Source organism: Flaviaestuariibacter amylovorans, from assembly GCF_039541815.1.
Taxonomy (GTDB): domain Bacteria; phylum Bacteroidota; class Bacteroidia; order Chitinophagales; family Chitinophagaceae; genus Flavisolibacter; species Flavisolibacter amylovorans.
The window spans coordinates 103324-125432 of sequence record NZ_BAABGY010000001.1; the positions used below are offsets into that span (position 1 = coordinate 103324).

The 22109-nt window shown below is 61.3% G+C and carries 21 protein-coding genes; 11 read left to right on the forward strand and 10 right to left on the reverse strand.

Going from position 1 to position 22109, the window contains the following annotated elements; translation table 11 throughout:
* Positions 1–122: 122 nt before the first annotated feature.
* The 5 genes from ABD937_RS00460 to ABD937_RS00480 all read right to left on the reverse strand — a co-directional run bounded on the left by ABD937_RS00460 (position 123) and on the right by ABD937_RS00480 (position 3249).
* Positions 123–1109, reverse strand: a complete 987-nt coding sequence (locus ABD937_RS00460) for an SRPBCC family protein (RefSeq protein ID WP_345252610.1) — start codon at positions 1107–1109, stop codon at positions 123–125.
* 97 nt (positions 1110–1206) lie between these two features.
* A complete protein-coding gene (locus ABD937_RS00465; RefSeq protein WP_345252611.1) occupies positions 1207–1920 on the reverse strand; it encodes a metallophosphoesterase in 714 nt (237 codons plus the stop codon).
* Positions 1898–2428, reverse strand: coding sequence for a hypothetical protein (locus ABD937_RS00470; protein ID WP_345252612.1), 531 nt, complete (start codon positions 2426–2428; stop codon positions 1898–1900). The genes ABD937_RS00465 and ABD937_RS00470 overlap by 23 nt, the downstream gene beginning before the upstream one ends.
* The gene (locus tag ABD937_RS00475) at positions 2425–2937 is read right to left on the reverse strand and encodes a hypothetical protein (protein WP_345252613.1); all 513 of its coding nucleotides are present in this window, start codon (positions 2935–2937) and stop codon (positions 2425–2427) included. Before ABD937_RS00475 ends, ABD937_RS00470 begins: the two co-directional genes overlap by 4 nt.
* 45 nt (positions 2938–2982) lie before the next feature.
* Positions 2983–3249 (reverse strand): hypothetical protein, encoded by a 267-nt coding sequence (locus ABD937_RS00480; protein ID WP_345252614.1) that lies wholly within the window; start codon positions 3247–3249, stop codon positions 2983–2985.
* Positions 3250–3398: 149 nt separating this feature from the next.
* Here ABD937_RS00480 and ABD937_RS00485 point away from each other — a divergent pair, with 149 nt between their 5' ends.
* The 5 genes from ABD937_RS00485 (at position 3399) to ABD937_RS00505 (ending at position 9060) form a co-directional block, all read left to right on the forward strand.
* Positions 3399–3698 carry a DUF2695 domain-containing protein gene (locus ABD937_RS00485; protein ID WP_345252615.1) on the forward strand — a complete coding sequence of 100 codons (300 nt, stop codon included), beginning with the start codon at positions 3399–3401 and terminating at the stop codon, positions 3696–3698.
* Between the two features lie 434 nt (positions 3699–4132).
* On the forward strand, positions 4133–6592 hold the full coding sequence (locus tag ABD937_RS00490; RefSeq protein WP_345252616.1) for a TonB-dependent receptor domain-containing protein: 2460 nt from the start codon (positions 4133–4135) through the stop codon (positions 6590–6592).
* A 221-nt stretch (positions 6593–6813) separates the two neighbouring features.
* The gene (locus ABD937_RS00495) at positions 6814–7890 is read left to right on the forward strand and encodes a sensor histidine kinase (RefSeq protein ID WP_345252617.1); all 1077 of its coding nucleotides are present in this window, start codon (positions 6814–6816) and stop codon (positions 7888–7890) included.
* Positions 7887–8606: a LytR/AlgR family response regulator transcription factor gene (locus ABD937_RS00500; protein WP_345252618.1), complete on the forward strand. Its 720-nt coding sequence runs from the start codon at positions 7887–7889 to the stop codon at positions 8604–8606. The genes ABD937_RS00495 and ABD937_RS00500 overlap by 4 nt, the downstream gene beginning before the upstream one ends.
* Before the next feature lie 214 nt (positions 8607–8820).
* Complete coding sequence (locus ABD937_RS00505; protein WP_345252619.1) at positions 8821–9060, forward strand: hypothetical protein; 240 nt, start codon at positions 8821–8823, stop codon at positions 9058–9060.
* A 111-nt stretch (positions 9061–9171) separates the two neighbouring features.
* On the opposite strand, the gene ABD937_RS00510 is transcribed toward ABD937_RS00505, so the two are convergent.
* Positions 9172–9810 (reverse strand): hypothetical protein, encoded by a 639-nt coding sequence (locus tag ABD937_RS00510; protein ID WP_345252620.1) that lies wholly within the window; start codon positions 9808–9810, stop codon positions 9172–9174.
* A gap of 234 nt (positions 9811–10044) precedes the next feature.
* Between ABD937_RS00510 and ABD937_RS00515 the strand changes: the two genes are divergently transcribed.
* The 4 genes from ABD937_RS00515 to kbl all read left to right on the forward strand — a co-directional run bounded on the left by ABD937_RS00515 (position 10045) and on the right by kbl (position 12663).
* Complete coding sequence (locus tag ABD937_RS00515; RefSeq protein ID WP_345252621.1) at positions 10045–10248, forward strand: hypothetical protein; 204 nt, start codon at positions 10045–10047, stop codon at positions 10246–10248.
* Positions 10249–10444: 196 nt separating this feature from the next.
* Positions 10445–10600: a hypothetical protein gene (locus ABD937_RS00520; protein ID WP_345252622.1), complete on the forward strand. Its 156-nt coding sequence runs from the start codon at positions 10445–10447 to the stop codon at positions 10598–10600.
* 43 nt (positions 10601–10643) lie between these two features.
* Positions 10644–11147: a hypothetical protein gene (locus ABD937_RS00525; RefSeq protein WP_345252623.1), complete on the forward strand. Its 504-nt coding sequence runs from the start codon at positions 10644–10646 to the stop codon at positions 11145–11147.
* 328 nt (positions 11148–11475) lie between these two features.
* Positions 11476–12663, forward strand: a complete 1188-nt coding sequence (kbl, locus tag ABD937_RS00530) for a glycine C-acetyltransferase (RefSeq protein WP_345252624.1) — start codon at positions 11476–11478, stop codon at positions 12661–12663.
* A 679-nt stretch (positions 12664–13342) separates the two neighbouring features.
* On the opposite strand, the gene ABD937_RS00535 is transcribed toward kbl, so the two are convergent.
* From ABD937_RS00535 to ABD937_RS00550, 4 genes are all read right to left on the reverse strand, one after another.
* Positions 13343–14302, reverse strand: coding sequence for a transketolase family protein (locus ABD937_RS00535; RefSeq protein WP_345252625.1), 960 nt, complete (start codon positions 14300–14302; stop codon positions 13343–13345).
* A gap of 230 nt (positions 14303–14532) precedes the next feature.
* Positions 14533–15588, reverse strand: coding sequence for a UDP-glucose 4-epimerase GalE (gene galE / locus ABD937_RS00540; protein WP_345252626.1), 1056 nt, complete (start codon positions 15586–15588; stop codon positions 14533–14535).
* Positions 15589–15708: 120 nt separating this feature from the next.
* Complete coding sequence (locus ABD937_RS00545) at positions 15709–17148, reverse strand: inorganic phosphate transporter (RefSeq protein WP_345252627.1); 1440 nt, start codon at positions 17146–17148, stop codon at positions 15709–15711.
* A gap of 136 nt (positions 17149–17284) precedes the next feature.
* Complete coding sequence (locus tag ABD937_RS00550) at positions 17285–17932, reverse strand: DUF47 domain-containing protein (protein ID WP_345252628.1); 648 nt, start codon at positions 17930–17932, stop codon at positions 17285–17287.
* Positions 17933–18105: 173 nt separating this feature from the next.
* Here ABD937_RS00550 and ABD937_RS00555 point away from each other — a divergent pair, with 173 nt between their 5' ends.
* Both ABD937_RS00555 and ABD937_RS00560 read left to right on the forward strand, forming a co-directional pair.
* Entirely contained in the window at positions 18106–20820 is a 2715-nt protein-coding gene (locus ABD937_RS00555) for a M14 family metallopeptidase (RefSeq protein ID WP_345252629.1), read from the forward strand.
* A gap of 21 nt (positions 20821–20841) precedes the next feature.
* Positions 20842–21978, forward strand: a complete 1137-nt coding sequence (locus ABD937_RS00560) for a tetratricopeptide repeat protein (RefSeq protein ID WP_345252630.1) — start codon at positions 20842–20844, stop codon at positions 21976–21978.
* The last annotated feature ends 131 nt before the right edge of the window (positions 21979–22109 follow it).

The window sequence follows — 22109 nt, forward strand, 5'->3', positions numbered from 1 at the left end:
GTCTCGGGTGCGGCTGGTCTCTTTGACATAAGTCAAAATTCAAAATTCAAAAGTCAAAATGCTTTTGCGCACGCCTTCTATCCATGTAGGGATCCGCATCCTGTGCGACCCTTTTTGAATTTTTACTTTTGAATTTTTATTTCCGCCCGTGCTTTCACCAGCGCCAGCTCGCCGCCCAGGATGTCGCCCATGAGGAACCGCGACCAGAGGCCGGCGTACCAGTTGAAGGGCGTATAAATGCGGTAGCTGCTCGCCAGCGACAGGCGCGTGCGGCCGCCGGGAAGCGGCTCGAGCCGGTAGCGGTCTTCTTCCACCTGCACATGCTTGCCGCCGATCACGATGTGCTCGTCGAGCACCGTCGGCGGCACCTTTTTGGGATCGATATGAACAGCGAGGTCGAGCGCACGCGCGGGCACGCATTGGGTCACGGTCTCGTCGAACACGAGGCCCTTCTCGTAGATGGCCCGGCGCCTGGCGCCCACGGCAAAGGGTTCGCTCTCGGTGCGGAGGTGGCGCGGAAACCCGATGGCGGTGCTGACGCGAAAGCCGGTGCGGGGCAGTGCCGCGTGCGTGCCTTCCATAGCGGCCCATACGGCCTCCGGGGGCGCATCGATCAGCACGGAGCGCGTAGTAACGAGTCCCTGCCCCGAAGAGCTGCGCTCGCCTTCGAGGAAGCCGGTGAAGAGCGGCAGCACAAGGGCCAGCAGCGAGAGCCGCAGCGTGTCCCGCTTTTCCCAGTCGAAGGGTTCGCTTCCTTCTTCCTCCCGCTGTCGCTTGCGCCGGATGCTGTTTGCCCAGAGCCCGCCGAGCCCCGCCATCACGGCAAAAAAAGGGTAGACCATGATCCAGCAGATGGCGCCTTCCATGCTCAGGGCGATGGTCGCAAACAGCAATATCAGCGTCGTGGCCCAGGGACGGAAGAAAGCACCGGTATTGCTGATGCGCGTCTTCTTCGGCGCGAGGATCACGGTGATAAAGCCGATCAGGACCGGCACCAGTCCCATAAAGGCAAGGCTCATTACCGACAGCGCGGCGTCGAAGAAGCCGTACAGCAGGTGCATCGTAAGGCCATACATAGTGGCCAGGGTGGTGGCAAGGATCGGGCGCATAAGTGGGATCGCCGGTGGCGGCAACTAAGGTACGGCATCTGCGCGGTCCGGCTGTATGCGGACACCGGCCGGGACAGGAAGAAGGGTCGTACCGTAATTATACAGGCGATGCGCCTGCGTCGAGCAGCAGGAGGTCGCGGCGGCAGTTCCAGCGCAGGGGCAGCGTGTCGCCAAGGCCTTTGCTGACGTAGTAATCGCAGCCGGCCACCCGCCGGGCGAGTACGTTCTGCGGGTACAGCCATTTTGCCGGGTACAGGCTTTCGCCGCGCCGCCAGAGCACCACCTGCCCGCCGTGAAGGTGCCCTGCAAAGGCCACGTCGTAGTGCGGCGCGAACGCTCCGGGCCGCAGCGGGGCATGCAGGCACAGCAGCCGGAGCGCGGCCCCCGCGTCGCGCCCGCGCGGCAGGTCGCCATCGATGCGGATGCGGGCCCCGTACCAATCGATGGCCGCCGTATCGTGGTGGATCCAGCTGCAGCCGGCCCCTTGGAGTAGTCGTTCCGTGCGCTTCAGTCCCCACCAGCGGTCGTGGTTGCCGCCGATGGCCAGCACGGTGCGCCCGGCGGCCAGGCGTACGGCAAGCGCTTCCACGTGGCGCCAGCCGGCGCGGCTGTCGGCGTAATCGCCGCCCAAGAGCACCAGGTCCACGTTCCGTGTTTCTACGGATGCGGCGATCGCTTCGGCCATGGGGCCGCTGCCGCCACGGAAGTGGAGGTCGGAGAGGTAGGCCACCCGGAGCGGCGTGAGCCCGGGCGCTTCCCGCCGGGCGGTGCGCAGGTCGAAGCGCGGCTCAGAAGCGGTTGCGTATCTCATCCTGGTACCAGATCAGAATGGCGAGGCACCCGATATGCCACTGCCGCAGGGGCTGGCGGAGCCGGAGCAGCCCGAGGAGCATATAGCCGGCGATGGGCAGCACGGTCAGCAGCGCGCGCAGCGGGCCCACTTTGTAGGTGGACCGGATAGAGGCGCGGAGCGGGTCGGGGCGGCCGTCGAGCAGGAGCGGGAAGAGGAAGAGGAAGTGGATCTCGCACGAATAGAAGACGAGCACCGCCAGCGGCGTGAGTGCGGGGTGCAGGAGCCAGAGTCCGTAGCCCGCCGCGCCTGCTATGACGCTGCAGGAGCCGTACTTGAGCAGGCCCCAGGCGGTGAACGGGATGCCGGGGTCAACGGCGGGCGATGTAGCGGGGTCGAGCGCCTGCAGCTGCTGCTGCATCCAGCGGGCGCCGCGGGCAAAAAGCTGCGGCGTAAAGGGGCGGCCCAGGGCGATCGGACGGTGATCGAAGGAATGGCCGGCGAGTTGGAGTAGGGTACGGTAATTCATGAACAGTAGATATAATGAAACCAGGAGCCCCAGGCGATGCCGTTGCCGAACACGAGCATCCGGTGATAGGTATTCTCCAGTGCGCCGCAGCGCTTGCGGTGAAATACGAATTCGTCGTAGCAGATGGCCGCCACCGTGTAGATCAGCACCACGATGATGGGCAAAAGGTAGCGGGTGGGCTGTGCGCTGAGGGTGGCTCCCCACATGAGCCCGAACATGGGCAGGCCGCCGAGGCCGAGCGCGGCCGCTTCGGCCTCCCGCTCTTTTTTCGGGATCTTCATGTTCAGCGGATTGCGGTGATAGCGCCAGTCGAGCACACCGCCGGCGGTGGCCACGGTGCCGGCGAGGGCCAGCAGCACGAATTGCCCCGGCAGGTAGGGGAAGGCGGCGCTGACACCAAGCCGCGGGTCGTGCCGGAAGGTGGCGAGCAGCACCGCGAAGAGCCCTGCCGGCAGGAAGAGCAGCACGAGCGAAAGGTATTCGCGAAGCGGGGCGCGGGTCAGCAACATCGGTATTGGTTTGAAGCGAAGGGTGACGGTAGTTCTACGGGCGGGTCAGCTGCCGTTTTGTTCCAGGTGGGCCGCGATGGCTTCGGAAGTGCGCTCCAGCAGGTCGGTGAGGGCGCTGTTGCGGAGCAGGTATTCGGCCTGCAGGCCGCCGGCAAGGCTGAACACGAGTTGCTGTTTCGGGAAGAGTGCAGCCACCTGCGGGTTGAGGTAGCGGATGCTGCAGATCAGGTCGAAGCCCTGGTTGCGCAGTTGCACGAGCGCCGTGAGCACCTCGTTGCGATAGGGGATGCGCACCTTGAATGGACGGCTCATAAGCAATCGGATTTTGAGCTAATGTACGGAAGGGCATTATTCGGTGCAAGGGGGATTTTTACTTAGCGGGTCCCGGTTCCCGGAGTTTTTGAAGCGTTGCAGCGGCCGGCCGGCGGGTTACGTATTTTGTGGGGGATAAACGCGAACAAATGCCCGCTTCCTCCGAAAAAGAAAAACGCAAAGCTGCCCTGGCTGCCCTGCGCCGCTCGGCGGCCGCCACGTTCGAATCGACGCTCCCGATGCCGCGGGCACTTTTCGAAGACCTGTTCGACCACCTCGGCGAAGCCCTCGAGGAGGAGGAGTGCGACGATACGTTGCGGCGTACGAAGACGTTCCTGGCGGAAGCGGGCGTTGCCGACCCGAAAAAGGTGGTAGCCTGGCTGATGGCCCATGGCGGCCGCTGCGACTGCGAGGTGCTCGCCAACGTGGAGGAAAAGTTCGAAGTATAGCAGGTGAGGTGCCGCAACGCCTCATCGCAAACTGGACTTACCGCGCTCTCCTGCATCCCTACGGGATGCACCCCAATCAGCCTTTGAGTTGGCGTCTACTTGTTTGGCGCTGCCTGCCTCGCTTCGGACGCCGGCCTGTAAGCAACCCTTCCTTGCTGCAAAGGACCGTATCCCACCATCGCCGACGTAAAATCCTGGAAAAGGGCAGGTGGCCCAAGGGTTTAAGGCGGCGTACCTACCGTTTCTTACGGTAAGCCGTTTCCCACCCTTAGGAACTGCCTGCGCCCGGGGCTCCCTCACGCCTGACGCCTGCCGGCCTCCCGCTTTTGTCCCCGCAAAAACCTCTTTCGTGTAACGTTTTTCGCCCCCGGCAAGGGGCGTTTTACGTTTGCGGCAGGTTCTGAAACCACTCCCAACTGATAAAAACCTTTGTTATGAGATCCTTATTCCTCCTCCTCTGCGCCGCGCTCCTCGCCGGCTTCACCGCCACCGCCCAGAGCGTGACGGGCCTCGTGAAGGACGCCGCCGGCAAGCCCCTCGCCGGCGTCACCGTTTCCCTGCTGCGCGAAGCCGCCGTGGTGAAGCTCGCCGTCTCCAACAACAACGGCACCTACGCCTTCGCTGCCATCCCCGAAGGCACCTACCGCGTGCAGGCCACCTACGTAGGCTTCGCGGCCGGCACCTCCGCCCCCTTCACCCTCGGCACGGCGCCGGTAACGGTGCCCGACCTCGCGCTCAGCCCCGCCAAAGCCGCCGACATGGCCGCCGTAACGGTGCAGTCGCGCAAGCCCATTGTGGAAGTGCGGGCCGACAAGATGGTGGTGAACGTGGAAGGCACCATCAACGCTACCGGAAACGACGCCCTGGAGCTGCTCCGCAAGAGCCCTGGTGTGCTGGTGGATAAGGACGAGAACCTCTCCGTAAGCGGCAAGAACGGCGTACAGGTCTATATCGACGGCCGCCCGACGCCGCTCTCCGGCACCGACCTCGCCCAATACCTCAAGACGCTGCAGTCGACGCAGATCGAAGCCATCGAGATCATCTCCAACCCCGGCGCCCGCTACGAGGCTGCCGGCAACGCGGGCATCATCAACATCCGCCTCAAGAAGAACAAGAACTTCGGCGCCAACGGCTCCGTGACCGCCGGCTACAACATCGGCGAGCTCGCCAAGTACAACGCCGGCGCCTCGCTCAACTACCGCAACAAGAACGTCAACCTGTTCGGCAACTACAACTACAACAACAGCCGCAACGCCAGCCGCATGAACATCTACCGCAGCATCGGCGACACGCTGTTCGACCAGCAGGGCCGCAACCGCTTCGACAACATCAGCCACGGCTTCAAAGTTGGCGCTGACCTGACGCTGAGCAAGCAGCACTCCATCGGCCTGCTCCTGAACGGCTCGCTCGCCACACCCGAGATGAACATGAGCAGCAGCACGCCCATCATCTACCGCCCCACCGGCGCCGTTACCCGCGTGCTCCGCGCCGGCTCCATGAGCGACATGCAGCGCGATAACCTGAACGGCAACCTCAACTACGCCTTCACGGGCAAGGAAGGCCGCAGCCTCACCGTGAACGCCGACTATGGCTACTTCAAGAACAACACCGACCAGCGTCAGCCCAACACGTATTTCGCCGCCGACGGAAGCACCAAGATCAACACGGTGGAATACCGCATGGTGTCGCCCACGCGCATCGACATCTCCTCGCTGAAGGCCGACTGGGAGCAGAACTTCGCCAAGGGTAAGCTCGGGGTCGGTGGCCTGTCGAAGTTCATCCGCACCGACAACGACTTCCTCCGCTACAATGTGAATGGCAACGCAGAAACGCTCGACCGCGACCGCAGCAACCGCTTCCGCTACGACGAGACGATCCATGCCGGCTACGTGAACTACAACCGCGCGCTCAAAGGCATGATGATCCAGGCCGGCCTGCGCGTGGAGCATACCGAAACGGGCGGCCGCTCCAACGGCGAGGTGCTCGATGGTGGTAGCTACAAGCCCACGGCCTCCGGCTTCGACCGCAGCTATACCGACTTCTTCCCCTCGGCCGCCATCACCTTCAACAAGAACCCGATGAAGGTGTGGAACCTGACCTACAGCCGCCGCATCGACCGCCCGGCCTACGCCGACCTGAACCCCTTCGAGTTCAAGCTCGATGAGTACACCTTCTCGAAAGGCAACACGGAACTGCGCCCCCAGTACACGAATTCCTTCGGCCTCACGCATACGTATAAATACAAGCTGAACGCCACCCTGAACTACAGCCACGTAGCCGATATCTTCACGCAGCTGATCGACACGGCCGACCGCTCGAAGTCGTTCATCACCAAGAAGAACCTCGCCACGCAGGACATCGTGAGCCTCAACGTAAGCTACCCCTTCATGTACAAGAACTTTACCTCGTTCGTGAACATGAATACCAACTACGCGATGTACAAGGCCGACTTCGGACCCGGCCGCACCGTGGACCTCGCCGCCGCCGCCTTCACGCTCTTCGTGCAGAACAGCCTGAAGTTTGGTAAGGACAAGACCTGGACCGGCGAGCTCACGGGCTTCTATAATGCACCCACCGTGCACCAGGGTACTTTCAGGGCAAAGGCCATGGGCGCCGTAGACCTCGGCGTGCAGAAGACGCTCTTCGCCGGCCAGGCTACCGTGAAGGCCTCGGTGAGCGATATCTTCCAGACCCTGCGCTTCCGCGGCTCCAACTCCTTCGCCGGCCAGGAGTCGCAGTTCCAGGCCCGCTGGGAAAGCCGCCAGTTCAAGCTGAACATGACCTGGCGCTTCGGCAACAAGCAGGTGAAGGCCGCGAAGCAACGCAACACCATCGCCGAAGAAGAAGCCAAGCGCACGCAGGGCGGCGGTGGCGGCATCGGCATCGGGCAGTAAGCAACGGCAATCGGCAATCGGCAATCGGTAATCGGGAATCGGGAATCGGGAATCGGGAATCGGGAATCGAGAGTCGCCTACTTATTCTGTCTCAGGGCCTCGCAGATCCCAAGGTAGAAAGAAAGATGAAGGCAGTGGGTGAGCATTGCCGATTCCCGATTGCCGATTCCCGACCCCAGAGTATCCGAACTATGAATAAAATGTCCTTACTTTCCGCTCTCATGAAAACGAAGCAGCGCTTTCAATTCTGGAACGTGTTCTGGGTGGTGCTTGGCCTCTTCCTCGCCGGGTTCCTCTTCACGCTGCTCATCACCTCCATGTCGCCCGTGGCCTCGAAGGAGTTCAACTGGAAGGAGCTGCTGACCGTTAATCAGCTCATATACCAGGTCTTCACGCTGCTCTTCGTGGTCCTGTATTATTACATTACGCTCAACGGCTACTACCGGCTGCTGGTGAACCGGCGCTCCTTTCTCAGCTTCCTGCGCTACAGCATCCTGATCGCCCTCGCCCTCATCGGTTACTACGTGTTGAGCTATCACCTGAGCCCGCAGCATTCCAGCAAGAAGCAGGTCACTACCGGGCTCATCGTCGTAGGCTATTTCATGGGTACGGTGTTCTACCTCGGCGTATCGCTGCTGCTGTCGTACTTCGTGTTCCTGCGCGACGAGCGCAAGCAGCGCAAGGTGCTCGAGGAGCAGAAGCTGCAGCTCGAGATCGAGAAGTCGCAGGCCAACTACAACTTCCTGAAGGCCCAGATCAACCCGCACTTCCTGCACAACACGCTCAACTTTCTCTACGCCAAGTCGCTGCCCTATTCGAACGAGCTTTCCGAAGGCATTCTCACCCTCAGCGACATCATGCGCTATGCCCTTTCCGACGGCAACACGCGCGACGGCAAGGCGCCGCTGAAAGACGAGGTGGAGCATGTCCGCAACGTGATCAAGATCAACCAGCTGCGCTACAGCAACAAGCTCAACGTCCACTTCGAGGTGGAGGGCGTCATCAACGGGGCCACCATCATCCCGTTCGTGCTCATCACCATCGTGGAGAATGCGTTCAAGCACGGCGACTTCAAGAGCGAGGCGCACCCGATCCGCATCCGCCTGCGCGTGGAGCACAATGCCGTCGTCTTTTCCTGCACCAACAAGAAGAAGACCGGCCCCAAGGAGCTCAGCACCGGAATCGGCCTGCAGAACATCAAGACGCGCCTCGACCTCGCCTATGGCCCGGCCGCCCGCCTCGAGGTGAAGGAAGATGCCGACATTTATACCACTGAACTAACCATTGACCGACTATGATCCGTTGCATGATCGTGGACGATGAGCAGCACGCCATCGACATCCTGGAGCACTACGTGCGGCAAACGCCCTACCTCGAGCTCGTGGACAGCAGCACGCACCCCATCGAGGCCCTCCAGGTGGTAGCCGCGGGCAAGGTGGACCTCGTGTTTCTCGACATCCAGATGCCCGAGCTCTCCGGTATCGACTTCATCAAGGCCATCAACGGGAAGGCACGCGTAATCCTCACCACTGCCTACAGCGAGTTTGCGCTCGAGGGCTACGAGCTCGACGTGGTGGACTACCTGCTGAAGCCCGTGCGCCTCCCGCGCTTCCTGCAGGCCGTGCAGAAAGCCATGGCGGTGCTGCAGCCTGCCGGCGCGGTGCCGGCAACCGAGGCCGAGGACGATTACCTCTTCGTCAAGACCGAATCGAAGGGCAAGCTGCTCAAGATCAACCTGGCCGACATCGACTATATCGAAGGGATGAAGAATTACGTGGCCATTCACCGCGGCGGCCAGAAGACCCTCGTGTATACAAGTATGAAGGAACTCGAGGAGCGCCTGCCGCAGAAGCAGTTCATGCGGGTACACAAGTCGTTCATCATTCCGCTGTCGCGCATCACGGGCATCGAAGGCAACCTGCTCCGCCTGCAGGGCGTGGGCGCCGAGATCCTGATTGGCGAGAACTACAAGCCCGACCTCATGGAGCTGATCCGGAATAAGATGATCAAGTAATGTGCTAATGGGTTAATGTGCTAATGGGGTGATGGGGAATGTGCTGACGGGAGAGACGACTATAGGATCCGTTAAATGGAATAACCATCTTGGAGGGCTGCACTGCGGCCCTTTTCTTTTCGGATCCGGCCGCCGGTGATGAGTCCGGTGGTGCTGGCAGGACTGCATTGCCGCTTCCTAGCACACTGTTTGTGTTTTTGTCGAAAACGATCTTTTGAAGCAAGCGCAACAAGGAAGTGGCGGCGCCGAGAATACCGGGCGCGGTCGGGAGGAGCAGGTAAACCGCAGCTCCGAGGAGCTCCGGGGTGGCAGCGACATGCAGGAAGCCGGAATCCGTAAGCAGGACGTATCGAGCATCGAAGAGCTCGGTGGCCGCAGCGGCCGCGACGATCTGTCTGGTGGCAGCAACGACGGCATGCCGGAGCAAAGCAGCGGCGAGGAAACGGACCGCTGAGCCAGGAACGTAAACGTGCACAGAGCGCCCTGCCGGGCGCTTTTTTGTTGCGGGCAGACGCAAAAACGCCCCGCATGGGCGGGGCGTCAGGTGTATGGAGATTTTGGTTGCTCAGCGACGGAAGAAACGCTGCTGGAGCCGCAGCCCCGGTGCGGTAATAACGGCCACGTAGAGTCCGGGACGCAGGCGGGCCGCGTCGGCGCTGCGCAGCTGCAGGCCCTTGCTGAGGGTGATGCCTTCGGTATAGGCGACGCCGCCGGCAGGGTCGAACACCTGCAGTTGCGCGGCACCTTCATAATCCGATTCGATGCGCAGCGGCAGGGTACCGCTTACGACGTTGGGCTGGATGACGAGAGCGGGCTCCACCGCTTCGGTAAAGCGCAGCGGGAAGGTCTTGCTGTACAGCGTGCGCCCGTTGTTGACGCCGATCTCGAGGCGGTAGTACAGCACCGAAACGCCGGCGCCGGCGTTGGGCAGGGTGATGCTGTAGCTGTGGCGCAGCTTCGTGGTGTCGTGCGAGGCGGGCAGCTGGCCCACAGTGCGGAAGTGCTGGCCGTCGCTGCTTTGCTGGAGGCGGAATTCGGTGATGGTCAGCTCCTGGATCGTTTCCCAGCTCACGATGGCGTGCAGCTTGTGGGTGCGGGCACCCAGGGTGAGGAAGCCATAAGCGCTTTGTTGCGTCTGGGCGGCGGCGGGAAGCAGGGATCCCAGGAAAAAGAGTACGGCAAGGAAGGGTACAGTGGGGCGCATGCGGATTTCTTTAAAGGGTACAATAAGCTTCAAGGAAATTGGAGCGGCCTCAGGGGATATAGGGATACGGAAATCCGACAGGAGATTGGACGGTAGGAGCCACTAAGATAAGACAATCCTTCAAAAACCGAAATCCCGGGCGGCGTTCTTCCGGCACAGTTTTTTCGACCTTTCGCCTTGGGAGCGCCCAATCGGGTTATTCCCAATTTATTACGCATTGGAAAACGAGGAACTATGAAAAACAATTCCCGCAACAACGGGTCGCGCGGCAGCGAACGGCCCAAAGACCGTCGCCCCGGCGGGCGTACGCAGCAATCCGATTACTGGGACCGCATCGCCAACGACGTAGCCTCCGGGTATGGCGCCCAGCAGCGCCCTGGCCGCTCTTACCTTAACCCCGATCAGGAGCCCGACGACGCCCGCCGCGGCGACGCCTGATCACCGGATTGGTGCCCGCCCTTCCGGCGGGCTTTTTTATGGGCTTCATCGTTGAAAGCACGGGCTCCGGCGTTCCGTCCGGGGTTTTTGCCTATTTGCGCCGAAGGGTGGCGGGGGTTTGAGTAGCTTAGGGCAACTACCAGAACCGCCGCCGGTGTCTTGCCCAAAAAGCACGGGCCGCCTAATTATCCTTCTTATGAACCTGCAACGATCCCTCAAAGCCCGGGTCAGCGAGGCCCCGGAAGCATCGCGGCATAGCGAGTACATCCGCCGCGATCCCAACTACGCGCTGTACCTGTTCCTGATCATCGTCGGCCTGTTCGGGATGGCGATGGCCTATCTCTTCCTCTAGCCCAGCCACATGTTGGTAACCGTTTTTTGCCTTATTTCGGGGCATGAAAACCTTACGACTCCTCCTTGTACTGGTGGGCCTTGCGGCCGCACCTGCCTCCTTCGCGCAACTCAAGGGCTTCGGCATCGGGCCCTACGCAGAGGTAGCCTTCCCGACCAATGAGTTCGGAAAAGTATTTAACATGGGCTACGGTGGTGGCCTCGCCCTCGACGTCAAGCTGCCCCTGAGCCTCGGCGTTACCGGCTCCGTGGGCGTGCTCCACTTCCCCGGCGTGGTCGACGGCGTGGCGATAACGGCCTTCCCCGTGCGTGCCGGCATCAAGTACCGCGTTTCCATGATCTATGCCGGCCTCGAAACCGGCGTGGCCCCGATGACGAAGGACATGGGCTCGCCCGTGCTGCTGGCGCCCGCGATCGGCGTCCGCGTGTCGATGCTCGACGTCAAAGTGAAGTATGAGACCTGGTTCCGCAAGAAGGACGACGATAACAACACCATGAACAAGAGCAACTGGAGCTTCTTCGGTGTGATGGCCGCGCTCAAGTTCTAGCATTCGTTTCCGATGGATCGCTCCGTGTCGTGAAGCGTGAGGCGTGAGGGAAAGTGTCCGACAGCAGGACGTTTCCTCCCGCATCCAACATCACACGCTTTTCCCGGCGGCCCTTGGTTTAATGTCTGCTTCGATAAGAAAGTAATGGACCTCCGATGCCCGGTACGCAACCCGTACCGGGCATCGTGTTTTCCATCCGGTCAGCGCATCCCTTGCAACCGCATCGAGGTGCAGGCCGCGTGCGCCAGCCTAAATCTGAAATCACACATCACAGATCCAAGATCACCGATCTGAGATCCACCCCGCTATCTTTGCGCAAACCCTTCGTATGAACGAACGCTTTGTGCAACGCCTGCAGACCGAGATCGAGGAGATCAAGGCATCGGGCCTTTATAAAAACGAGCGCATCATCACCTCGCCGCAAGGACCGGAGATCACGGTCAACGGGAAGCAGGTGCTGAACTTCTGCGCCAACAATTACCTCGGACTTTCCTCGCATCCCAAGACCCTCGAGGCGGCCCACCGCTACCTCGACACCCACGGCTACGGCATGTCGTCGGTGCGCTTCATCTGCGGCACGCAGGACGTACACAAGGAGCTGGAGCAAAAGCTCGCGCAGTTCCTCGGCACCGAGGACACGATCCTCTATGCGGCCGCTTTCGACGCCAACGGCGGCGTGTTCGAGCCGCTCTTCAACGAGCAGGACGCCATCATCTCCGACTCGCTCAACCATGCCTCCATCATCGACGGGGTGCGCCTCTGCAAGGCCCAGCGCTACCGCTACGAGAACAACAACATGGACGACCTAGAGGCGAAGCTGAAAGAGGCGGCCGGCGCCCGCAGCCGCATCATCGTTACCGACGGCGTGTTCTCCATGGACGGCACCGTAGCCCAGCTCGACAGGATCTGTGACCTCGCCGACCGTTACGATGCCATCGTGATGGTAGACGAATGCCATGCTTCCGGGTTCATGGGTAAAACGGGCCGCGGCACCCACGAGCTCAAGGGCGTGATGGGCCGGATCGATATCATCACCGGTACCCTCGGAAAAGCCTTGGGTGGCGCCCTGGGCGGCTTTACGTCGGGCCGTAAGGAGATCATCGAGCTGCTTCGCCAGCGCAGCCGTCCCTATCTCTTCTCCAACACGCTGTCGCCTGCCATTGTCGGCGCCTCCATTGCCGTACTCGACCTGCTGAGCGAAACGACGGCCCTGCGCGATAAGCTCGAGGCCAACACAACCTATTTCCGCTCGAAAATGACCGAGGCGGGCTTCGACATAAAACCCGGGGAGCACCCGATCGTGCCAATAATGTTGTACGATTCGGTTCTGGCCGCTAAATTTGCAGATGCGCTGCTGGCCGAAGGGGTGTATGTCATCGGCTTCTTCTTCCCGGTAGTGCCCAAGGGCCTCGCCCGCATCCGCGTGCAGCTCTCGGCCGCCCACGACCCCGAGCACCTCGACCGGGCCATTGCCGCCTTCACCAAGGTGGGCCGCGACCTCGGCGTGCTGAAATAAAGGACGTATCGCTTGCTTGCTATCTGACAAGGCCCCGTATTTCTACGGGGCCTCTTTTTTGTTCGCTGCGCTCACGGCCGGTCGAACCACAGTGGCACGGAGCATTTTTTTCCCGGCGCGAGCGCCTGGCTTTTACTATAGCAACACGAGGGTTTCACGCGGAGATGTGGGGTGATTGCTTCGGGTGTAGCAGTCCTTTCGTTTTTCCCGGCGCAGGCGCCTGGCTCTTCCTAAAGCATAACGCGGGTTTCGCGCGGAGACGCAAAGCCGCGGAGCACGCAGAGACTCTAGTCCTGCCTACGGCAGGACGTTACTTTCACACGGCGGCACGGCGACACAGCGGCACGGCGTAGGAGACGTGGGGATCAGCGTACAAGGAAAGGACGCACCGGGTGCATCTCTCGCTGTGGCTCCGTGCCGTCGTGTGAACCCACTGGTAAGCCCCGCCCTGGCGGGATAAACTCTGCAAACACATAATAGCGCCTCCGCGTCTCCGCGCCTTTGCGTCTCTGCGAGAAACCCGCTTTCCTCTTTGACGCCTGCGAGGCGCTTGCGCCGGCAAAAAGTGTAGGAAAACAAGTGCAAAAAAAGGACGCCAACGGCGTCCTTTAAAAAATCTTCGTGTCACTCTGTATCTCTGTGTCTTTGTAGTTCAAAAACCCAGCGAGCAACGCGAGCCCTATTTCTTCTTGCGGGCCATGGCGCGCTCGGCGGCAGCGATGATGTCGGCTACGTCGAGGCCGTACTTCTTCATCAGCTGGTCGGGGGTGCCGCTTTCGCCGAAGGTATCCTGGGTGCCTACGTATTCGATGGGCACCGGGAAGTTGCGGGCGGCCACCTGGCCTACCGCGTCGCCGAGGCCGCCGATCACGTTGTGCTCCTCCGCCGTCACGGCGCAGCCGGTCTTGCGGATCGATGCCAGGATCGCTTCCTCGTCGAGGGGCTTGATGGTGTGGATGTTGATCACCTCTACGGAGATGCCTTTTTCTTCGAGCGCCACGCCAGCCTGGATGGCGTTCCAGACGAGGTGACCGCAGGCGAAGATGGAGACGTCGGTGCCTTCGGAGAATTGCTGGGCCTTGCCGATCACGAAGTCTTCTTCCTTGGTGAAGATGGGCCAGGCCGGGCGGCCGAAGCGGAGGTACACAGGACCTTCGTAGTCGGCGATGGCGATGGTGGCGGCCTTCGTCTGCGCGTAGTCGCAGGGCACGATCACGGTCATGCCGGGCAGCATCTTCATCATGCCGATGTCTTCGAGGATCTGGTGGGTGGCGCCGTCCTCACCGAGCGTGACGCCGGCGTGCGAGGCGCAGATCTTCACGTTCTTGCCGCTGTAGGCCACGCTCTGGCGGATCTGGTCGTACACGCGGCCGGTGGAGAAGTTGGCGAAGGTGGTGGTGTAGGGAATCTTGCCGCCGATGGTGAGGCCGGCCGCGATGCCGATCATGTTGGCTTCGGCGATGCCTACCTGCACGAAGCGCTCGGGGAACTCCTTCATGAACTGCTGGAGCTTCAGGGAGCCGGCGAGGTCAGCGGTAAGCGCTACCACGTTGGGGTTGGTGCGGGCCACTTCGGCAATACCGTCGCCGAAGCCGCTGCGCGTGTCTTTCTTTCCGGTGGCTTGTATGTCTTTAAGCATGGATGCGGGGGATTGTGATTTCGGGGCCGAAGGTAAGGAATCGTGAATCGTCAATCGTGAATCGGTAACCGGGAATCGGCAATCGCGTGGCGCGGCAACAGGGAGGACGCCTGCAACCGGGAAGCAGGGACCGGAAAGATTGACGTAGCGAGGCAAGTAACAGGAAAGGATGCCAACGGCATCCTTTCCTGGTTATCGGCGTCAGCATTGCCGATTGCCGATTCACGACCTCAATTCAGCTCCGCCGGTGCCGAACCGAACAGCTGCTTGTCGTCGCGGAGACGCACTTCCCAGGCCCAGGCGGTGCGCATCATGTCGTCGATGCCGTGCTGCGGGTCCCAGCCGAGTTGCGTGCGCGCTTTGTCGTTGTTGGCGTAGATGGCCACGACGTCGCCGGGGCGGCGCGGCCCGATGTCGTAATTCAGTTTCTGGCCCGATACGCGTTCAAAGGCATTGATGGCCTCGAAAACGGTGACGCCGTTGCCGGTGCCGAGGTTGAAGATCTCGGTGCCGGCCTCCTGGCGGCCTTCCTGAAGGAACTTGATCGCAAGGGTATGCGCGTGCGCGATGTCGGATACGTGGATGAAGTCGCGGATGCAGGAGCCGTCGCGCGTGGGGTAGTCGCCGCCGTGCACCGTCATCTTCGGGAGCTTGCCGATGGCGGTCTGGGTGATGGCCGGCACCAGGTTCTGCGGCTTGCCGATGGGCAGCTCGCCGATCTGGTTGGAGGGGTGCGCGCCTACGGGGTTGAAGTAGCGGAGCAGGATGCAGTGCGACTTGCTGCCCAGCTGGAAGTCGGTGAGGATGCGCTCCCCCATCTGCTTGGTGGCCCCGTAGGGCGACTCGGCCGGCTTCTGCGGGGTCAGCTCCGTCACCATCTGCTCGTCGGGGTTGCCATACACCGTGCAGGAAGAGGAGAATACGAACCAGGGAATGGAGAACTCCTGCACGCACTTCAGCAGGTTGGTGAGCGAGGTGAGGTTATTCTCGTAATACATCAGCGGCTTCTCCACCGATTCGCCGACCGCCTTATAGGCCGCGAAATGGATGATGCCCTGGATGTCGGTATTTTCCTGGAAGATGGCGAAGGTGTCATCGAAAGAGCAAAGGTCGACCTTGTAGTGCTTTACTTTCTTGCCGGTGATGCGCTCCACGCCTTCGAGGATGCCGCCGTTGGAGCGCACGTTGTTGTCGACGCACAGCACGTCGTAGCCATTCTCGATGAGGTCTACTACCGTGTGGGAGCCGATATAGCCGCAGCCGCCCGTAACAAGGATTTTTGCCATAGGGGGCAAAAATACGTGAATCGGGAATCGGCAATCGGCAATTCGCGATGCACTGCAAAAAGAACGGATGCCCGAGGCATCCGTTCTTTATTCCGGCGTAAGCATTGCCGATTGCCGGACTTACAAGAACAGCTTCACCACAAAGTACACCAGCGCGGCCAGCAGGGCGCTCACCGGGATCGTGAGGAGCCAGGCCCAGAGCAGGTTGATGGTTACCCCCCAGCGCACGGCGGAGAGGCGCTTGGTGGCCCCTACACCCATGATGGAGCCGGTAATGGTATGGGTGGTGCTCACGGGGATTTTCAGGTATTCGGTAACGAAGAGCGTGACGGCGCCGGCAGTTTCCGCGGCTACCCCCTCGAAGGGCGTCACCTTGGTGATGCGTGTGCCCATCGTCTTGATGATCTTCCAGCCACCGCTCATCGTGCCGAGGCCGATCGCCGTATAGCAGGCCAGGGGTACCCAATGGGGCATCTGGTCGAAGGTCTGGATGGTGCCGTTGGCGATGAGCGCAGCCGTGATGATGCCCATGACCTTCTGTGCGTCGTTGCCGCCATGGCCAATGGAGAAGGCCGCCGACGAAACAAGCTGCAGGCGCTTGAACCAGACGTTCGACTTGTGCGTGTTGAGGCGGTTGAGCCAGAGCGTGAACACGGCCAGGGTCATCAGGATAAGGCCGAGCAGGAACCACTTGAAGTTCTCGCCGAAGAACAGGACCTGGCTGAAGCGCGACTGATAATGCGTGATATAGGGAGTGGTCTGCGTCAGGGTTTCACCTTTCCGCAGCACTGTGTAGGTGAACGTGCCGGAGCCCGTCGCCTTCATTACATCGTCCAGCTCCTTTTTGCCGGTGATCGGGGTTCCGTTGGCCGCCAGCACGATGTCGCCCTTCTTGAAGCCCATCAGCTGGGCGGAGGATTTGTTGGAGACGTCTTTCAGGAAGGCCTGCCCCGATTCGTTGGTCTCCATCTTGATGCCCGCGATGTCTACGCGGTTGGTCTTGATCACCGCCATCAGCGTGACCACGATGCCTACGATGACGCCAATGGAAATGAGGCGTGGGATCAGGGCCTTGCGGAAGGAGGCCATGAACCAGACCGAAATGATGAAGGCGAACAGCATACCCACCAGGGGCGCCAGGAAAATGAAGGACGCCGTGCGGATCACCACCTCGGAGTTTACGACCCCGAAGCCACCGGCCGCAATACCTGCGCCGGCAAAGCCGCCGATAAGCGTGTGGGAAGAGGACGAAGGAATGCCGAACCACCAGGTCAGCAGGTTCCAGGTGATGGCGGCGATCAGGCCGGAGAAAACAACAGCCAGCATGGCCTTTTGCCCGAGCTCGCTGGAGTGCACGGTCTTCGATACCGTGTCGGCCACCCCATGATCCTTGAAGATGAAGTAGGCGGCAAAGTTGAAGACGGCGGCCCAGACCACCGCCTGGAACGGCGTCAGCACCTTGGTGGATACCACCGTGGCAATGGAGTTGGCGGCATCGTGAAAGCCGTTGATGTAATCGAAAATGAGCGCAAGCGCTATGATAACGACGATGAAGGTCATAGACGGATGGGGTAATGGGGTAATGTGCTAATGGGGTAATTGGTTTACTGGAAATGAAGCAGTGGATCGGTTGTTCTGCCCAAATGGAGCTTTTGCATTATCCCATCCTCCCATTATCCCATTACCCCATTCGGATTTACGCGTATTTGACGATGATGGACTCAATGACGTTCGCAGCGTCTTCGCACTTGTCGGTCACGTCTTCCATCACCTGGTATACTTCCCGCTTCTTGATGATCTCTTTCGCGTCGGCCTCCATGGAGAAGAGGCGCTCGATGAACATGTCGGCGATGTCGTCGGCCTGGTTCTCGAGGGAGTTGATGCGCACGAGGGCGTCGGTGATCTTGCGGATGTTCTTCATGTCGCGGAGCTCCATCACGGCCGTCTTCACCTCAGCGGTGGCCTGCACGATGATCTCGGAGAGGCGCTGAATGCCGTCGTCGGTGGGGTTGACGTGGTACAGCTTGATCTTCTTGGCAGAGGCGTAGATATAATCGGCGATATCATCGAGCGCGGAAGCGAGGAAGTGGATGTCTTCGCGGTCGAAGGGCGTGATGAAGTTGCGGCCGAGCTCCGTAAAAATGCGGTGCGTCAGCTCGTCGGAAGCATGCTCGAGGTCCTCGATCGGCTTCACCATGTTCTGGCGCTTGGAGATATCGGTCTCCGCTACGATGGCAGCCAGCTTCTGTGCCATGATGTGCCCGTTGTTCGCTACTTCTTCAAAAAGACCATAGAATACTTTGTCCTTCGGGCTGAACAGTTTCATGAATGATGTAAATGCCATACGTAGTTTTAATCGTGGGGGCAAAAATACTACCACATCCGCCACGCCCTTTTGGTAACGGAGAATTAACGTTAAGATAATATGCGGCCGGACCGGCTCCCCTTTACTTTCCGGGTACCCTTTCATTTTCTGGCGGTTCTGCCGTATGTTGACGGGCCAATGCACACCCCCACATGAGAACCCTGACCTTCTTTTTCCTGCTGCTGCTGAGCACCCGGGCAGCCTTCGCCCAATCGCTCCCGGCTCCCAAAGACCACTTCGGCTTCGCCATCGGCGACGATTACCACCTCGCCAACTATACCCAGACGGAGGCGTATTTTAAAAAGCTGGCCGCCGCCTCCGACCGTATCCGCCTCACCGACATCGGGCGTACGGAAGAGGGGCGCACCCAGTGGATGCTGATTATGTCGGCACCGGAGAACCTCGCGCGCCTCGAGCATTACCGCGGCATCTCGCAGCGCCTTGCCCGTGCCGAGGGCCTCGACGAGGCTGCTGCCCGCACCCTCTCCGCCGAAGGCAAGGCCATCGTATGGATCGACGGCGGCCTGCATGCCAACGAAACGGTCGGAGCACATCAACTGATCGAAACGGTATGGCAGCTCGCGTCGCGTAACGACGCCGAAACACAGCGCATCCTCCGCGACGCCATCATCCTGTTCGTGCACGCCAACCCCGACGGCCAGGAGCTGCAGTCCGACTGGTACATGCGCCGCGCCGATCCGAAGCAGCGCTCGCTCCGCTACCTGCCGCGGCAGTACCAGAAATACATCGGCCACGACAACAACCGCGACTTCTACATGATGAACATGAAGGAGACGCAGAACATGAGCCGCCAGCAGTACGTGGAGTGGATCCCGCAGATCCTCTACAACCACCACCAGAGCGGCCCCGCCGGCTCCGTGCTGGCCGGCCCGCCCTACCGCGACCCGTTCAACTATGTATACGACCCGCTCCTCGTGACGAGCCTCGACGCCGTGGGCGCCGCCATGAACAGCCGCCTCAACGCCGAAGGCAAGCCGGGCTACACACAGCGCTCGGGCTCCGTATTCTCGACCTGGTGGAACGGCGGCCTGCGCACCACGGCGTATTACCACAACATCATCGGCATCCTCACAGAGATCATCGGCGATCCCACGCCCTCCAAAGTGCCGCTCGTGCCTTCGCGACTCGTGCCCAACGGCGCCACGCCCAACCCCGTCACGCCCGGGCCCTGGCGCTTCCGCAACTCGATCGATTACTCCGTGTCGCTCAACTATGCCGTGCTCGATCATGCCGTGCGCAACCGGGAGCACCTGCTGTATAACATCTACCGCATGGGCCGCAATGCCATCGAGGCCGGCTCCCGCGACCACTGGACGCTGACGCCCCGACTGGTGGATTCCATCACGAATGCCTACCGCAAAGACCAGAAGCTGCGCCGCGACGAGGCGGTCCGTGCCGATACCCTTCCGGCCAGGTATTTCGACCTCGTATTCAAGGACCCGGCACTGCGCGATCCGCGCGGCTTCATCATCCCGGCCGACGGCCCCGACATGCCCACGGCGGTGAAGTTCATCAACGCGCTTCTCTACAGCGGCGTGCGCGTGCAGCGCGCCACCCGTAGTTTTACGGTAGAAGGCGTCACCTATCCCGAAGGCTCCTTCGTGGTCAAGACCGACCAGGCCTTCCGCCCCCATGTGCTCGACCTGTTCGGTCCGCAGGATCATCCCAACGACGTACAGTACCCGGGCGGTCCGCCCGTAGCACCCTACGACGCCGCCGGCTGGACGCCCGCCTATACGATGGGCCTTCGCTTTACCAGGGTGATGAATGCTTTCGAGGGACCTTTCGAAACGATCCCCTACGGCGCCATTCAGGAGCCGAAGGGCAGCATGGCATCGGGACGCAACGGCTTCGTGCTTTCGCCCGCGGTCAACCACTCGTTCACGGCGGTCAACGACCTGCTGGCGGCCGGCATAGAGGTGTACCGCCTCACGGCAGCCGATGGCGCGCACCCGGCCGGCACCTTTTATGTGCCCGCCGCTGGCAAAGCGCTGCTGGCGAAGGCAGTTACGCAATACGGTATCACCGTGGCGGCAGCCCCGCGGCGCCCATCCGCGCTGGCGCGCCTGCGCCCGCTGCGGGTCGGCATCTTCGAGCCCTATGGCGGCTCCGAGCCTTCGGGCTGGGCACGCTGGATCCTGGAGCAATACCATTTCCCGGCCGAGCGCGTGTACGTAAAGAGCGTCGACAGCGGCAACCTGCGCAGCCGATATGATGTGCTGCTGTTTATAAGCGGCACCGTACCGCCCGCGGGCGCGCGGCCGGAGACCATGCGCCCGCAGCCCCGGATCGACGACCTGCCCGCCGAGTACCGCAACACGGTGGGTCGCTTCAGCGCCGATACCACGGTGCCCGCGCTGCAGCGCTTCCTCGAAGCGGGCGGCTCCATCGTCAGCATCGGGAGCAGCACCGCGCTGGCCTACCACCTGAAGCTGCCGGTGCGCAACGCGCTTACCGAGACCGTGAACGGCGAGGAGCGCGCGTTGCCTAATGAGAAGTTCTACATCCCGGGCTCGGTGCTGCGCGTGCAGGTGGATCCAACCTTACCCGCTGCCTGGGGCATGCCCGACTCGGCCGATGTTGTATTTGCACGGAGCCCGGTGTTCCGCCTGCCGGCTTCGTCGGTGGCCACAGGCAGCGTTCGTCCCATTGCCTGGTTTGGCTCCGATGCCCCGCTGCGCAGCGGCTGGGCCCATGGCCAAGCCTACCTGAAAGACGGGGTAGCTGCTTTCTCGGCGCGCTCGGGGAAGGGCACCTTCTATGGCTTCGGGCCCGAGATCATCTTCCGCGGGCAGGCGCAGGGATCCTACAAACTGCTGTTCAATAACCTTTACCTCCTTCAGTAACCAAACTCCAAACTAACTGCTATGCGCCTCTTTTTTATTACGCTTTCGCTGCTGCTGACGACCGTTTCCCTCCATGCCCAGGACGAAGGAGTAGTAGCTGTCATGCGGTCGCTTGCCGACTCCGGCCAGTACGATAAGATCATCGCAGACTACGTTCCGAAAGAGCAGGATCTTCCCGCGGGCGGCCTCTTCTTCATCGGCCACGCCTATTTCATGAAGGAGGACAACGAGCGGGCACTCCGCTACTTCGAAGCGGCGATCGCCAAGGATGCCAAAGAGGCCCGGGCGTATTTCTACAAGGGCCTCACCTACCTGTATATGGACCGATATGCCGACGCGCTGCCGCCGCTACGCGAGGCGATCGCGCAGAAGCCGGAGAAAAGCGGCTACCACAGCGCGCTCGGCGATGCACACTACGGGCTGAAGCAGCACGACGAGGCCCTGGCCGCCTACCGGGCAGCGGCCGCGCTGAGCGATGCCGGGGAGCGTCCGTTCGCGATGATCGCGCAGATCCACTCCGACCGCAACGAGCCCGACAAGGCCTTGCAGGCACACTATGTGGTTCGGGAGAAAGGGCAGCGCGGCTCACCGTCCTACCACAACGCACTGTTCAACGTCGGGCTCCTGGAGCTGCTGAAGGGGGCTGCCGACAGGGCCGAGCCCGCCTTCCTGGAGCTGGCGGCGTCTGACAGCACCGACTACCGGACCTTTGCGAAGCTGGTGCAGGTCTACTACCAACGTAAGGAGTACGACAAGGCCCGGCCCTGGAAGGAAAAGCTGTATACTGCCCACCGCGCGGGCCTGCTGAAGAGCCCCATGAAGGATATGTTCTGCTTCGACCAGTTTGAGTGGAACGGCCAGCGCGTCATGGCCTTCGAGCGCTATGAAAATGGTACCGGCAAGCTGTATTACAAGCACATTTTCTACCTGCTCGACGCGCAGGGCGAGGTGACGCTGCAGGTGCAAACGGAGTATTCGCCCGTTTCGGTGGAGATGGGCGGTCCTACCTACCTGCTCGGGATGAACCGGGGCAACACGCATGCTACGTTTCCGGTCGGCTTTCAGTCAGACCCCGCCTACGACAAGCTCAAGACGGCCGTCATCGAGGTGTTCGAGAAGAAGATCAAGCCTACGTCGGCCTCCCGCCCGGGGAATTAGAAGCTTTCTCTGAATAATAGTAGCCCGGCGGTATCGTGAGGCATCAGGCGTGAGTAGGGACTGCCCGACGGTAGTGGATGACCTTCTGACCCCTGACGCTTTATGCTTCCCGATGGAATGCCGAAGAATCA

Bases quoted from the DNA above. Each gene is read 5' to 3' on its own strand.
- ABD937_RS00460 (WP_345252610.1), bottom strand. From the start codon at position 1,109: ATGCGCCCGATCCTTGCCACCACCCTGGCCACTATGTATGGCCTTACG.
- ABD937_RS00465 (WP_345252611.1), bottom strand. From the start codon at position 1,920: ATGAGATACGCAACCGCTTCTGAGCCGCGCTTCGACCTGCGCACCGCC.
- ABD937_RS00470 (WP_345252612.1), bottom strand. From the start codon at position 2,428: ATGAATTACCGTACCCTACTCCAACTCGCCGGCCATTCCTTCGATCAC.
- ABD937_RS00475 (WP_345252613.1), bottom strand. From the start codon at position 2,937: ATGTTGCTGACCCGCGCCCCGCTTCGCGAATACCTTTCGCTCGTGCTG.
- ABD937_RS00480 (WP_345252614.1), bottom strand. From the start codon at position 3,249: ATGAGCCGTCCATTCAAGGTGCGCATCCCCTATCGCAACGAGGTGCTC.
- ABD937_RS00485 (WP_345252615.1), top strand. From the start codon at position 3,399: ATGCCCGCTTCCTCCGAAAAAGAAAAACGCAAAGCTGCCCTGGCTGCC.
- ABD937_RS00490 (WP_345252616.1), top strand. From the start codon at position 4,133: ATGAGATCCTTATTCCTCCTCCTCTGCGCCGCGCTCCTCGCCGGCTTC.
- ABD937_RS00495 (WP_345252617.1), top strand. From the start codon at position 6,814: ATGAAAACGAAGCAGCGCTTTCAATTCTGGAACGTGTTCTGGGTGGTG.
- ABD937_RS00500 (WP_345252618.1), top strand. From the start codon at position 7,887: ATGATCCGTTGCATGATCGTGGACGATGAGCAGCACGCCATCGACATC.
- ABD937_RS00510 (WP_345252620.1), bottom strand. From the start codon at position 9,810: ATGCGCCCCACTGTACCCTTCCTTGCCGTACTCTTTTTCCTGGGATCC.
- ABD937_RS00515 (WP_345252621.1), top strand. From the start codon at position 10,045: ATGAAAAACAATTCCCGCAACAACGGGTCGCGCGGCAGCGAACGGCCC.
- ABD937_RS00520 (WP_345252622.1), top strand. From the start codon at position 10,445: ATGAACCTGCAACGATCCCTCAAAGCCCGGGTCAGCGAGGCCCCGGAA.
- ABD937_RS00525 (WP_345252623.1), top strand. From the start codon at position 10,644: ATGAAAACCTTACGACTCCTCCTTGTACTGGTGGGCCTTGCGGCCGCA.
- kbl (WP_345252624.1), top strand. From the start codon at position 11,476: ATGAACGAACGCTTTGTGCAACGCCTGCAGACCGAGATCGAGGAGATC.
- ABD937_RS00535 (WP_345252625.1), bottom strand. From the start codon at position 14,302: ATGCTTAAAGACATACAAGCCACCGGAAAGAAAGACACGCGCAGCGGC.
- galE (WP_345252626.1), bottom strand. From the start codon at position 15,588: ATGGCAAAAATCCTTGTTACGGGCGGCTGCGGCTATATCGGCTCCCAC.
- ABD937_RS00545 (WP_345252627.1), bottom strand. From the start codon at position 17,148: ATGACCTTCATCGTCGTTATCATAGCGCTTGCGCTCATTTTCGATTAC.
- ABD937_RS00550 (WP_345252628.1), bottom strand. From the start codon at position 17,932: ATGGCATTTACATCATTCATGAAACTGTTCAGCCCGAAGGACAAAGTA.
- ABD937_RS00555 (WP_345252629.1), top strand. From the start codon at position 18,106: ATGAGAACCCTGACCTTCTTTTTCCTGCTGCTGCTGAGCACCCGGGCA.
- ABD937_RS00560 (WP_345252630.1), top strand. From the start codon at position 20,842: ATGCGCCTCTTTTTTATTACGCTTTCGCTGCTGCTGACGACCGTTTCC.